The following is a 12,889-nucleotide window of genomic DNA, read 5'->3' as shown; positions in this document are numbered from 1 at the left end:
TTCTTCCATTGGGAACTGGAATTCCCTGAAGTCTTCTTCGATTCGGAGGGTGAAAAGATGTCTGAGGCCGGGTTTGATGCGGTTGTCGGGAATCCGCCGTACGTTCGGATGGAGGATTTTAAATCACTCAAAGAATACCTGGCCAGCATTTATGAGGTTCATGCCGCTCGGACTGACTTGTACACCTATTTCATAGAAAAATCGACTGGGCTGACAAGATCGGGGGGAGAGTACGGATCAATCATATCGAACAAGTTCCTGAGAGCGAACTACGGTAAATCAGTCCGAAATTTACTTGGACGCGATACTGTTATACGAGAGATCGTTGATTTCGGAGGACTTCCTGTTTTCCCTGATGCCACTGTCCGTTCTGCTATTATTCTTGCCGAGCGAAACGCGGATTCGAGTAAGGCCGGACATTATGCGGCAATTGAGGATCTTGAATTCAGTTCCCTCTCAGAAGAAGTGGAACACACCGGACACAAAGTATCAAACGACGGTCTCCAGGGTGAAACCTGGAGACTCGTTGATTCTGACAGATCTAGCTTGATGGACAAAGTCGAGGATCGTGGGAAGCCGTTGGCAGAATGGATTGATAACGGGCAAATTGGATGGGGAATAAAAACTGGCCTCAACTCAGCATTCATTATTGATGAGTCAGTAAAAGATGAGCTGGTTAACAAGGATCCTCGGACTAAAGAAATCGTTCAGCCACTAATCAGGGGAAAGCAGCTCCGTCGATATTACATCCAATCCAGCGACGAGTGGATTCTATACATTCATAGCGGTGTTGATATCGAGGAATATCCGGCTGTCAAAGAGCACCTCAAACAGTACCGAGACCAACTGGAGGATCGGGCCGCAATTGATACGTGGTACGAACTTCAGCAGCCTCAAGAAGCGTACGTCGAGTTTATCGAATCAGATAAAATCCTATATCCGGAGATTGCGCCCGAGGCCCGTTTCGTATTTGATGAAGAACGACGATATCCAAACAACAAGTGCTTCTTTATTCCTTCTTCGGATCTCGGACTTCTCGCATTTCTGAATAGTAACTTGTGTCTGTTCTATCTTTCACAGATCGTCGCAAAGCTCGAAGGGAGTACGTCTGACAGCCTATATTATGAATTCCGAACACAGTATATGGAACAACTTCCAGTGGTAGAATCGTTCGAGACGAACAATCAATCGCTTAGTAGTCTTGCTCAGGACGCTTCTGAACTACGCGAGAATCTTTCCAATCTCAATCTTTCTCTTCGCGATCATCTCGGTACGTACTCTGACGGACCGACTCTCGCCAACATCGGTCTCAGCCAACCTCCGCAGAACGCCGTCAACATTCACCTAGAAACTGCTGAACAGCATCCAAACCTCCGAATCGGCACCGCTCGCGTCGCTCGCGAGTCCCCGAACACGACCCTGATCGAGGCTACCGCTCGCTACAAGCCCGAGGACGAGGACGCACACGAGACGGACCAGTGGGGGTACACGGAGACGGAGTACCTGCCGGCGTTCCGGATCACGGACCTCACGGAGCGGGAGGCGGACCTGATCGAGCACTTCGTGCCGGTCGCCGTCGACGAGGCGGGCGGGTTCGCGAACTTCCGCGAGACGGCGACGAAGACGAACTCGCTCGTCGATCGGCTGAAGGCGATCGAGTTGCCCGACGTCGACGACGTGGCCAACGACTTGGAGAACTACCTACAGACGAAGGAACGCGCTGAGGAGCTCGACGCCAAGATCGAGCAGACGAACCGGCTTATCGACGAAATCGTCTACGAGCTGTACGGACTCACCGACGAGGAGATCGAGATTGTCGAGGAGGCTGTAGGAGAGTGAGCGAAAACCAGTCTCTGGCCTCCCTAACCGAGGACGACGAGATCGCGGGGAAGGTCAGGAGACAGTTAGAGGTGTTCCCACAGAAGTTCCGAGAGCTCGGAGAGGCTGGGCAGCTCAGTGACCTCTTTCGTAGTCCGAAGAAGTTCTCAGGAGCACGCGTTGAACAGGCACCAGAAGTCTTCACAGAGCAGTATCTCATTGGACCGGTTCTCCACGGACTTGGATACCTGAGTTCCTCCTCAGCGGAATACGACGGAATTGGGCCGCACTTCATCCGCCAGCCAATAACGTATCGGAAAGTCGAGCCGAAACAGCCCGACTATCTACTGAAAAACATCGACCCGGCTATCGTGTGTATCGTTGAGGCGAAGGCGGTAAACCGGGAGCAAATGACTGGTGCGAAAACACACGCGAGTGAGGATATTCGGGAGTATCTTGAGGAGGACGCGTTCTGTAAGTACCTTCGCGATACCAAGCAGCGGTACCTAGTGGGAATCGGAACTGACGGATTCCGATGGACACTGTGGATGAAGGACATCCATACGGGCGAAGCGATGAGTCACAATCCCAAGATCGACATATCCCCTGTCATCAGAAAGGTCGCGAGCCGTAGAGATGTAATTGAGGGGGACTTCTCGTCGGGGGCGTCAGACGAGCGTGAACTCTTAGCCGAGGAGTTTGTGCCCGCCTTCGCTGCGACCAACCTACCGGAATACGTCAAATCGGTGTTCGGGGAGAACTGACCAAGACAAGATTAGCTTCGCGAACTTCCGTGAGGCGGTAACAAAAACAAATTCGCGGGTTGACCGGCTGAAGGCGATCGAGTTGCCCGACGTCGTCATCGACGACCAGCTCTATCGATCGCCGACGGGGCTGCCGGTGACGCCCTCCTTGCAATCGGCATCCTCCGAACGGCCGCCGGCAAGACGGATCGTGAGAACCACGAGCGCATCACCGACGACATACTCCTGGACGCCGCCGAAGACGCTCGGGCCCAGATCAAGCAGAAGAGCATTAACTCACTCACGCCTCATCAGCGTGTCGTCTACGACATCATTCGTGAGCACGGCCCGGTTGGCCCGAGCGAGATTTACGACCACTATACGGACGAAGTCGACGACCCACGGACGAAACGGACAGTCCGGTCCTATCTCTCGAAGATGGCCCAGTACAACCTCCTCGTGGCCAAGGGCACGAGCCGGAATCGAGAATACGCGATCATTGAGTCACCGCCTGCTGTAACAACCACTTAAAATGTTCCAGAACATCGATAAACTATGCCCACACTTCCCACGCTATTCGAGACCTTCCTGTCAGACATCCGCCCGCAGGACGAGCACAATGATGCCTACAAGGAGGGTCACGAAACCCTCCGTGATCACTTGCAGACTGACGACGACATTGACGAGCTCTACGTCGCAGACTTTCTACAGGGGAGCTACCGCCGGTGGACGGCACTCAGACCGCAGGAAGACGAGAAATCCGACGTTGACGTCGTCTTTGTCTCTGATCTTACCAGTAACCTTGATACCGACGTAGCGCTGGAGAAATGCGAACCGTTCTTGAAGGAACACTATGAGGGGCAGTGGGAGCCGAATGCCCACTCCTACAAGATCGAGGAAGAGAAGGTGGAAATTGATCTCGTCTTGACAGCGGCACCCAGCGAGGCAACACGTGAAGCCGTCAAATCACTGGGTTCACTGGACGTGGGAACAGCCCTGACTCCGGACGACCTTTCGACGGTGTCAGAGGCCCTCAATATCTCGGTAGATAGCGACGACGAGTGGAAGGACGAACCGCTCAAGATCCCACATCGAGATGAGAACGAGTGGGAGAATACCCATCCCCTCGCAACTATCGCCTTCACTGTAAATAAGAACGATATCACGGATGGTCACTACGTGAACGTCGTCAAGGCTATCAAATGGTGGCGGCGAACAAAGACACCTGATGTCGAAGGACCGACAAGCTATCCTCTCGAGCACATCGTTGGCCAGTGCTGTCCTCATGATATCGACAGCGTCGCCGAGGGCGTGACAAGGACGCTCGAAGAACTTACACTGCAGTTCAAGACCGAAGCAATGGCTGAGGACACCCCCGTTTTGCCGGCTCACGGTCTCCCGCAAACCCCCGAGAATGACGTCCTCAAACAAATCGACGGGAAAGATTTTGCGGCGTTCTTCGATGAGGCAGAGGATGCTGCAGAGCTTGCGCGGACAGCACTGGATGAGGAGGACAAGGAAACATCGAGAGATTACTGGTACCAGCTCTTCGGTGAGAAATTCCCTCCCTTCGGAAGTGACGACGATTCTGACGATGGAGGAGAGAAAGCCATGTCAGTAGGGTCGTCCTCACAGGTAGAGGATCCATCTGACCACCAGTTCGCCGAGTCGGACAGCTGACGTAACAAATGCCCCCCCACGAAATTACAGAAGCCGTTGCAGCCATTGCCGAACGGGACGGAGTCATCGTCCTCAAAGAGCCAGATCGACACGATAGCAACGGACGGTGGATCGTCAAGATCAGGCTTTCTCCAGACGACTTAGAGCCCCATCCAGACGTGCCACGCGAGACGGACTGGTATCTCCATCTACGGGATACGTACCCCGCCGGTTCAATTGGGATCTACCCTGCGGATCAAGAAGAGAACACTATTACCGTCACATTCCCCCACCAGAAGCTGAACGTTGCTGGGAGCGACGATACTCCGTGGCGAAGAGGCGATATCTGTGTTGCTCGGTATGGACACACCCTCAGTCAAACGGGAGCCACCGGCGAACCCAGCACAAGCCGTGATCGACTCTGTTGGCATATGGACCGAGCATTGCGGTGGTTAAGTAATGCTGCGAAAGGGGAACTCCGGGAACCAGACGAACCGTTTGAAATCCCGGCCTTCGATACGAACTCGGCTTCGGCCACGACCATCGCATTCAACGAGACGCAGGAGTCGTTCTCAGACTGGAGGACGGCGTATGGACAGTGGGGGACAGTCAATCTCCGCTCGTTGCCAACTACTGAAGAGACATACGCGACTGGTACGTTCAAGGATAGCGACGATGAAGTCGTCTATCAGCCACAATGGGGCGGATACATCGATTCGGATCCTGATGACTCTGTTTTCGGAGCGTGGGCATTGTTAGAAGAGGTACCGATTGAACCCCCGTGGGAGGCCCCGGAAACGTGGGAAGAGTTAGACGGATTTTTCGAGGGTACCGAGACTGACCCGTACGAACTACGGGCAAATATCAAGCCCGTGTTGGACGATGAATCGGTCAAGATTCTTCTAATCGGGTTCCCCATCCCAGCAACGGTCGACGGCGACCCCAAGATCATCTATTGGCAACCAATCGAGATACAGGAGTTCAAAGACCCGAATGACCTTTCCGGCGGATTTCGAGATACTGGAAAGGGGCCAGAGATAGCCGAACGGCGGGAAGCCGGAGAGGAACAGATTCGGTGGCTGGACTCGGACAACTGGTCGCACGAGCAGCTCACCAGACGCGGGCATATGACAGAGTGGTTTCTGGATCGCAACATCGTACTCATTGGAGCGGGAGCGCTCGGCAGTATGGTTGCCGAGAACCTCGTTCGAGCCGGGTGTCAGCAGCTTACCATCGTCGACAACGACACGTATGAGATCGGCAACGTGGCTCGCCACACACTAACAATCGATGAAGTGGGACAAAACAAGGCGACAGCAATTGCGGACCGGCTCGAATCCATTGCACCGTACGCCCAGGTCTTTGATGTGGATAGCGCCTTTCCACCGAGCGGTGAGTTGCCGGAACCAATTAGAGAAGCGGAGGTAGTAATTGACTGTACCGCGTCACGGGGAGTTCGTCGCGCTCTGGATGTGATTAGATGGAATCACCCGGTCGTGTTTTGCTCCGCTGCGATGGGCCGGCGAGCGAACCGGTTGTTCTGCTTCACAGCGTACTCACATACCTTTCCGTACAGCGATTACAACGAAGCGTTCGATCCATGGCGGTTGCAAGAACAGATCGAATGGGACGAAGACGAGGATGCCACCCCCGAACGAGTGGGCTGCTGGCACCCAGCATCAGTTATCCGAACGGACCGGGTGATGACGTGGGCAGGGACAGTGACACGACTTCTCGATCAGGCAACGTCATTGAGCCTGCGCGAGAATCACTTCACCGTGCTCGAGACCGGTAGTGGCGACGAGCTGCCGACCATTTCACAGGCCACACCTCCCTTCCAGGACGGAACAATATGGCGAGCACCGGAATCACCAATCACCGTCCAGATTCCGGCCACGTGTCTTGAAGCGGTGTATGAGCGCTGTCGGAAAGAACATCCCTGTGAAACGGGCGGTATTCTGGCTGGAACCGACCGTCTCGATGGACCAGCACTGGTGGTTAATGCCCGAGACCCACCGCGGGACTCCATTCAAGAACGAACTCGATTCCTCCGCGGAACCGACAAAGTCGAGGAGTGGCTCAAAGATGCCAGAGAGAGCATCGGCATCAACTATCTCGGTGAATGGCACTACCATCCCGGCGCTTCACCCGATATCAGCCGGGACGATCGAACTGCGATGAATGAAATCGCCAACGACGACGGCTACGACTGTCCGCATCCGCTACTCTTCATCGTTGGTCAGGACGAAGAAGGTCAGTTCACGATCAACGCCTATCTATTCCACGATAGTAAGGGATACGAGCAGTTAGAACAGATTGACAACCCAGATGTGGCTAGAACTCTCAACGTCGGTGACGATATATGACTGATCCAACTGGCCGTGTATTTCTCAGCTATAAGCACGAACAGACGGACGTCGCCAACGTCCTGCAAACGGAACTGGAGCGACACGGGGTGCCGATTTGGCGGGATATCTTCGATTTGAAGCCGGAACCACTCAGAGATGAAATCATCGACCAGTTGGAGAACCCGGAAACAGCCAGTGGTATTGCGCTCGTCAGTGAGGGCGTAGCCGACTCCGACATCATTCTCAACGACGAGTTGCCGGGGTTCAACAAACGATGGGACAGTGATGACGAGTTTTTCGTGGTCGTGGTGCCATGTCCCGATATCAGCGTTGGAGAGGCCAAATCGATACTCAATAAGGCACCGATCCTCCACGACTTTTCCGCCTGGAAAATGCTCCCCATAGAAGCGGCCACATCTGACAAAGCTACAGATATCGTCCAGACCGTCTTATCAGAGCGGATCGAGAAGATAGATGGGTATTTACCGGACGGTGAGCCTCTCGAATGTTCACTTGACACCTACGAATCGCCGGCTCACGACATCGATCCAGCGATTGCTATTGACTGGTCAAGATCTTTCGAACATGGTCCACCAATCCAAGAAGTATGGAACCAGCGTCTACTCCCGGCGTTAACTACGGTAACGGACAGTCTCATTCAAAACGCACCGGGACGCGCCCTCCGCTTCCGTGGCCGAACGCACCTTCCCGCAGCTTTCGCGGCCGGTTACTATCTCCCAACCACACGTCGTATCCAAGCAACGTGGATGCAACCCACCGGCCCTGCCGGGATGACAGAATGGACACTCGATATCGACGAAGAGGAAAGCGGGTTAGAAGGAGATCTCCAGCGACAACCGAATCACGGATCGGAGCTGGCGGTGCTCGTCAACATCGCTGCCGATGTGCAACCGGAGATCGACCAAATGCATAACGACCTTCCGGATTTCAACGGTATTCTCAGATTGACTCCGGAAGATGGGCCTGGTGTGGAATTGTCCCCGGCACAGGCAGCCCATGCTGCAGATGTTTTCCGTACCAAGGTACGAGACGCAATCAAAGAACTATCAAAAACATCGACTATTCATCTCTTCATAGCTGGCCCGATGGGGCTCGCCTTTCTCTTCGGGCGAAACTCAAACACTCTTAGACCGATCCAGACCTACCTCTACAGCAAAGACGAGGGTCGATACTATCCCGCTGGTCGATTACAGAATCAGTCACTTTCAGACGGCTCAGGCACCGCCTCAGAAGAGCAATAGCAAATCAGTGCCCATTGCCAGAAGAGCATCGACTCGATCATGTCGCACCAGCGCGTCGTCTACGAGATGATTAAAGAACTGGTAGGTCGTGTTTTGTTGACCGAGAGCATGCACCCCCGTGATTTATTACTACAGGAGCGATTAGGTTCTACTATGAGCGCAAAGGGCCAGCTCCGTCGGTTCGAGAACAGGGCGCAGTTGCTGCGCCATATCTCTGAGGAGACCGGCACGGACATCGACACGCTTTGGGACGAGTACGAAGCCCAAGTCGAATAGAGCCCTTTGCAGTTTTGACGCGTGGGCGACGACACTAATCTCGACGTATCATTCGCAATAGACGCAGAGACAGTCTCTCTGAGCCCAATCGGGGAATATCAGGTTCTCGATCTGGAAGGGCCGGTCGTCATCGTTGGAGATGCGTCGTACCGCGTCGTTCCGGTCGGTGAAGAATCAGACCCGTCAGAAGATGTCCGGGAACTTAGCGTCGACGAGATACGTGCTGCACTCAGCGAGCTCGCTGACAACGACGACTTTCAGTCAATCGTAGACAACTGCCCGACGAATACACCGCTCGTCTACGACGACATCGATTATTTGACCCGCCATCTCCCTACAAGTTCGCTCCAGAAGTGCCAGAATCTGAGTGAGAGCACCCCTTTCGAGAAGGAATTACTCCTCCAAGTTGCCTACGTAGAACGCCAAAACTCTCTCGTCGGGCACGCAGACAACGTCCTCGAGTATTATCTCGAACAGCGTGCTGAAATCGCTGAAAAACTCCGGTCCACCGACGAGATCGATAGCGACGTTGAGCGGTCATTCTTTTCGTATCTCCTCCTCGCCTCGGCACTCATCGAAGAGTTGACGACAGAAACGGTTCTCAACGAACTCTTTCGCGAGGAAGCTCGTCTCGACAGCATCACAGAGCACGTTCGGAGTATGGGGCACGCGAAGCGATTAGAGAAACTCTGTGATATCCAAATACTGACCGGAGGTGACCATGGATCGCTTGTCGAGGTCAAAGAACGCAGAAACAACCTCGTCCACGACGCGCAGAAGCGTGCAGGCCTTGACGAACTCGAATCGCGTCGTGAAGTCGCACAGATCCTCGAACAGACTGATCGATGTGCGTCCGTCCTACTGACGATTTCGGGAAAGAACATCGAGTCAGTCATCGCTAAGCGAGGATGTGATCCCTATATCGAACACGCTCAATCTGAGGCAGTAGCCGACACCATCACGACCTGGGAACAGGAGAATCCAGAGCGCCTATCGAGACTTCACGACTGTGAAAGAGCAACCCTCGAAGAGATTCGCTGGGATACTGAAGAGAGTGACCCTGGGAACAACATCACGGAGGGATTCACGTTTGATGGATTTGATGACGAAGAGCTGTATGAGATACTGATGGAGTTCGTCGGTGATGCCTCACAGGCGTTCCTCGACCGGATTGATGGCGATGCAAACGAGAGCAATCTCGATCGCTTCGATTTCGCGTTGATGGTGTTGCTCTGTGCTGGTCACAGGTACGACGAGATTGCCCGTTGGCTGGATACCGACGAAAAGTACGTCCAGCGGAAGGAGAACGTGGTAGCTTGGAGAGCTTCAAAGTTCGAGAAGAATTTGGTAGAAGAGATCCCCCGTCCAGAGGGCCCAACATGGCCATCTGAAACGGAATCAGATGCTCAGGATGGGTGCTAGCTTGATAACAGACTCCCCGCGCTGAAGCGCGAGATTTTCTCCTCGATTCTCCGTAAGCATCTCGGAGACGACTCAAGTCAGAAGGTACCATCCGGGATTGAGAGTACTCGCTTGTCGATTAAGCTGCTGCGTCACGGATGCAGTAACCGTGACACCGTCAGCTATTCGAACTGAACTCCCTGAGGTCTGATTGATCGTGGTCTAGCGGTTCAATGACCTGAGTATCGTCGTTGCCGGAGTATTGATCCGCGTCAAAATCTCGTCAGCATCTACGTACTCGCCGCTCTTATGTAGAGCTGCGGAAAGACCCGATAACGAGACATTCAACCGCTGTCTCGACAGATCCTCCGGCAAGAGTGAGTGATCGAACGATACCGAAGGTGTGAGCGGCCTGTTCCAAGCCCTGCTTGGACAGGCCGCGGAACTTCCGCAGCCACGGCTGGACGATCGAAAACAGGCACTCAGCTTGGTTGATGTGGACGCCGTCGGGCGATACGTACCTCTCTTTGTGGATGACTGTTCGGTGGTCACGCTCCATCTCTCGGTACGCTTGGAGTCCATCGGTCCAGACCTCTCCCAGCGGCTGGGAGAGGTCTTCAGCCTCCTGAATCACTGGCTCAAGATCGCCTTCGTAGTCGATTCCACGGTGTCCACGAATCACGCGCAGTGAGTCGCGGCACGCCGCGACGAGCGTCAGCTGATCACCGTAACGCCCCCGCCAGCGTGACCGGCCAGACCGTGACGAACCGCCGCGAGAACGGCTGTTCCGCGGCGGCTCTTGTCCTTTGTAACCTGAACAGACCCTACCAGATTCGTCGACTTGCGTTGGTCCATCGATGATCTGGTCGAGGTGCTTCCAAACCTCGGGGAAGCCGCGCTGAACCGCAGCTTCCACCTCCCGAATCACCGTGTGAACCGTTTTGTAGGCTCGATCGAGAAGCGGCGCAATCTGGTTGATACTGAGTAACGTATCGGCGTAGAGCGTGAACGAGAGAAGTATCTCGCCGCAGGTGAGATGCTTCTCGTGGAACGGCGTGCCGTAGGTGTAGGCCGGCTTGAAATCACAGTCTCGACACCAAATACGGTCGGTATTCTCCCACGTGACGATACTGCAATGCCCGCAGCGTGGACAGAGCGTGTTCTCCCAGAACTGCTTGAGTCGTCGCTCGATGCTCGCATCGAGCGGCTCCGTATCGATCTTGATGACGTCTAACTCGATCAGCTGCTGAAACAGACGACCGAACGCTGGCTCAGTGGAGGACATACTTCCCGATTACCGGCGACTTAGTGTAATTATACGGGCTTTCCGCGTTTCTACATAAGAGCGGCATATCTTAACCAACAAAATCCCGCTGCTGTAGCTTTCTGTTGGTTAATCATCGAGAGTAGGACCTTTCCCGAGACGGGTATTTATCCGTACAATGGACCAAGCCAGGGTATGAGCGACTCGGCGTCTCCAAGCGCCTCTGTATCGCTATCTGAGCCCACTGACATTCCAGCAGTCCTGAATAGGGCTGGTATCGATTATGTTGGAGTTCATGACCAGCGACTACTTGCTATCTATCACACCGGTATCTTCAATGTAGTAACCGACTCGGAGCCGGTATCGAATGCGCACACACTTCAGGTCGAATGCTGGGAAACACCACTTCCGTCTCACGATGATGAGAGGTCACCACAGGAACTTCTCGAGGACTTTGCTGGCGTAGTTGACGCAGGCTACCAGAGGTAAACTACCCCACCCTACTCCCTCGGCGCTGTGCGCCTCGGTCCTTGAGGGTAGGGCTTTGATGTGGACTCCCGGCAATCAATCGCCAGTAATAGGCTGGTGACTCTCGCCGTTCAACGTCCCACCATTCACACGCACGTCTACTTGTGCGTCTCCGCTCCCCGACTTGGGCGAAGAACGGAGTCTGTGTGTTTGTTTCCGAACGTACCGCGTCCCGATATTCTTCGCGGCGTTGTAATCCGCGTTCACTTCATACCCGCACTTCACACAACAGAACTGTTCTCCGTGACGATTGTCCGGATGTGTGAACCCACAATCCGTCCGAGAACAGCGTTGCGACGTGTGGTTCGGCTCGACTTGCTCTACCGAGACATCTTTCTCAGGAGCCTTGTACGAGACGTATTCGATCGCATCGAGCGGCATGTTCATCGTGGTGATCCAGAGAAGCTCGATAGACAGATCGAGATGGTCTTGCAGCAACTCAAACAGGATGGGTTCGAGGACTCGTTCAAGGGTGTCTTCCAACAAGAAGAACTCCCAGAAGACGCGATTGACGACCTCGTTTCATTCTTATCCGAGCAGCGAGACCAGCTGTGAAATATTAACCAACAGAGCGGATTTTTCCGTGGCTGTTGGTTAATCAACGTAGCAGTGGAGCGGTTCGTCAAGCGGAATCGTGTCTCCAAGCCCCTAGAAGGCTACTCACAGAACACTCAGAATGTGGCGGGCTTGATACAAGCTCGCGAGCAGGAACGGCAGTTCATCCGGGCTAGGACATCGAGTACGTGGTCATCGACGACCAGAAAACCTCGCGAGACCGGGTCGCCTTCGCCCACGAAGCGATCGAGACCTACCACGCCTCGTACTACGAGATGGAGCTAGTCCAAGCTGTCGAGAGCGTGCTTTCACCGCTCGGGTGGGATCGACCCAACATTTGCCGAGAGAGTCGATATCACCGACTGGACCTGACGAACCCCCTCCCCCCTTTTTCGAGTTGTAAACTTATGATGCCGGGGAGGGGGAGAATAGCAAGAGGAACTGCAAAGCAGCCGATTGTGGCAGATATACGCGATAGAGAGGTTGAGTGTCTAGTCCTGTAACTTGTAGATAAAAATGGGAAATTTTATATAGTATATTATCTTATCATAACCGCACTGGGGACAAAGAAATAAACTGTCTAGCTCAGCTAGACAATTGAGATCTCTAGATGTAGACGTCTTCTTCATTTCGACTGTGGTTCTAATTCCGTGTATTATCACATCTCACCGCATCTACACCGGCATCTATTAATTCATCATTCGCTACACGGCGTCTGAAGTGGCCTGTTCCCAGCGACTTACAACTCGAAAAAGGGGGGAGGGGGTGGACATTCGAGATCACCAAATCCACCAGAAATTATATTCGTTACTTGGTATTACTCTCATTCGTGAACTGGTCCTACGAGCGTGGGTCTTTTGCCACCAGTCTGATGCTTACTACTCGAAAACGGGGAGTGTGAGAAAGACCGTATCACCCAGAGGATCATTCGTATGTGGATTTTGCTTTGAGGCTCATCTTGACTTACTTCTCCTTACAGCACGAAAATGGGGTGGGTGGAAACATCGAACAAGGTGCGTTACCGACCCTCAACGT

At 53.8% G+C, this 12,889-nt stretch carries 10 protein-coding genes and 4 pseudogenes; 11 read left to right on the top strand and 3 right to left on the bottom strand.

The window, feature by feature from the left end; translation table 11 throughout:
- The 8 genes and pseudogenes from ESO89_RS18460 to ESO89_RS06595 form a co-directional block, all read left to right on the top strand.
- The coding region (locus ESO89_RS18460) for an Eco57I restriction-modification methylase domain-containing protein (protein ID WP_206731735.1) at nt 1–1,839 on the top strand (1,839 nt) is incomplete at its 5' end.
- Entirely contained in the window at nt 1,836–2,582 is a 747-nt protein-coding gene (locus tag ESO89_RS18760) for a hypothetical protein (RefSeq protein WP_206731734.1), read from the top strand. The genes ESO89_RS18460 and ESO89_RS18760, both read left to right, overlap by 4 nt.
- A gap of 88 nt (nt 2,583–2,670) precedes the next feature.
- Nucleotides 2,671–3,092, top strand: a pseudogene (locus ESO89_RS18925) (AAA family ATPase); the annotation flags it as partial.
- Nucleotides 3,093–3,116: 24 nt separating this feature from the next.
- Nucleotides 3,117–4,241 (top strand): SMODS domain-containing nucleotidyltransferase, encoded by a 1,125-nt coding sequence (locus tag ESO89_RS06610; protein WP_128904782.1) that lies wholly within the window; start codon nt 3,117–3,119, stop codon nt 4,239–4,241.
- 8 nt (nt 4,242–4,249) lie between these two features.
- A complete protein-coding gene (locus tag ESO89_RS06605; protein WP_241686140.1) occupies nt 4,250–6,586 on the top strand; it encodes a ThiF family adenylyltransferase in 2,337 nt (778 codons plus the stop codon).
- The gene (locus tag ESO89_RS06600; RefSeq protein WP_128904781.1) at nt 6,583–7,830 is read left to right on the top strand and encodes an SAVED domain-containing protein; all 1,248 of its coding nucleotides are present in this window, start codon (nt 6,583–6,585) and stop codon (nt 7,828–7,830) included. Before ESO89_RS06605 ends, ESO89_RS06600 begins: the two co-directional genes overlap by 4 nt.
- A 153-nt stretch (nt 7,831–7,983) precedes the next feature.
- Nucleotides 7,984–8,106 carry a hypothetical protein gene (locus ESO89_RS19180; protein ID WP_008528531.1) on the top strand — a complete coding sequence of 41 codons (123 nt, stop codon included), beginning with the start codon at nt 7,984–7,986 and terminating at the stop codon, nt 8,104–8,106.
- 21 nt (nt 8,107–8,127) lie between these two features.
- Nucleotides 8,128–9,528 carry a hypothetical protein gene (locus ESO89_RS06595; protein ID WP_128904780.1) on the top strand — a complete coding sequence of 467 codons (1,401 nt, stop codon included), beginning with the start codon at nt 8,128–8,130 and terminating at the stop codon, nt 9,526–9,528.
- A gap of 157 nt (nt 9,529–9,685) precedes the next feature.
- Here the strand turns inward: ESO89_RS06595 and ESO89_RS19370 are convergent.
- A pseudogene (locus ESO89_RS19370) lies at nt 9,686–9,801 on the bottom strand (SOS response-associated peptidase); the annotation flags it as partial.
- A gap of 13 nt (nt 9,802–9,814) precedes the next feature.
- Nucleotides 9,815–10,792, bottom strand: coding sequence for an IS1595 family transposase (locus ESO89_RS06585; RefSeq protein ID WP_128904779.1), 978 nt, complete (start codon nt 10,790–10,792; stop codon nt 9,815–9,817).
- A gap of 174 nt (nt 10,793–10,966) precedes the next feature.
- Here ESO89_RS06585 and ESO89_RS06580 point away from each other — a divergent pair, with 174 nt between their 5' ends.
- The gene (locus ESO89_RS06580) at nt 10,967–11,260 is read left to right on the top strand and encodes a hypothetical protein (RefSeq protein WP_128904778.1); all 294 of its coding nucleotides are present in this window, start codon (nt 10,967–10,969) and stop codon (nt 11,258–11,260) included.
- A 75-nt stretch (nt 11,261–11,335) separates the two neighbouring features.
- Here ESO89_RS06580 and ESO89_RS06575 read toward each other — a convergent pair.
- Nucleotides 11,336–11,662 (bottom strand): annotated as a pseudogene (locus ESO89_RS06575) (zinc ribbon domain-containing protein); the annotation flags it as partial.
- Here ESO89_RS06575 and ESO89_RS06570 point away from each other — a divergent pair.
- Nucleotides 11,600–11,854 carry a hypothetical protein gene (locus ESO89_RS06570; RefSeq protein ID WP_241686147.1) on the top strand — a complete coding sequence of 85 codons (255 nt, stop codon included), beginning with the start codon at nt 11,600–11,602 and terminating at the stop codon, nt 11,852–11,854. The pseudogene ESO89_RS06575 and the gene ESO89_RS06570 sit on opposite strands and share 63 nt — an antisense overlap.
- 45 nt (nt 11,855–11,899) lie before the next feature.
- A pseudogene (locus tag ESO89_RS06565) lies at nt 11,900–12,201 on the top strand (type B DNA-directed DNA polymerase); the annotation flags it as partial.
- Nucleotides 12,202–12,889: the final 688 nt, after the last annotated feature.

The organism is Halorubrum amylolyticum (assembly GCF_004114995.1).
In the GTDB taxonomy this organism is placed as follows: domain Archaea; phylum Halobacteriota; class Halobacteria; order Halobacteriales; family Haloferacaceae; genus Halorubrum; species Halorubrum amylolyticum.
Note: the sequence above shows the minus strand (reverse complement) of the source record. Positions and strands in the feature narration are given on the sequence as shown.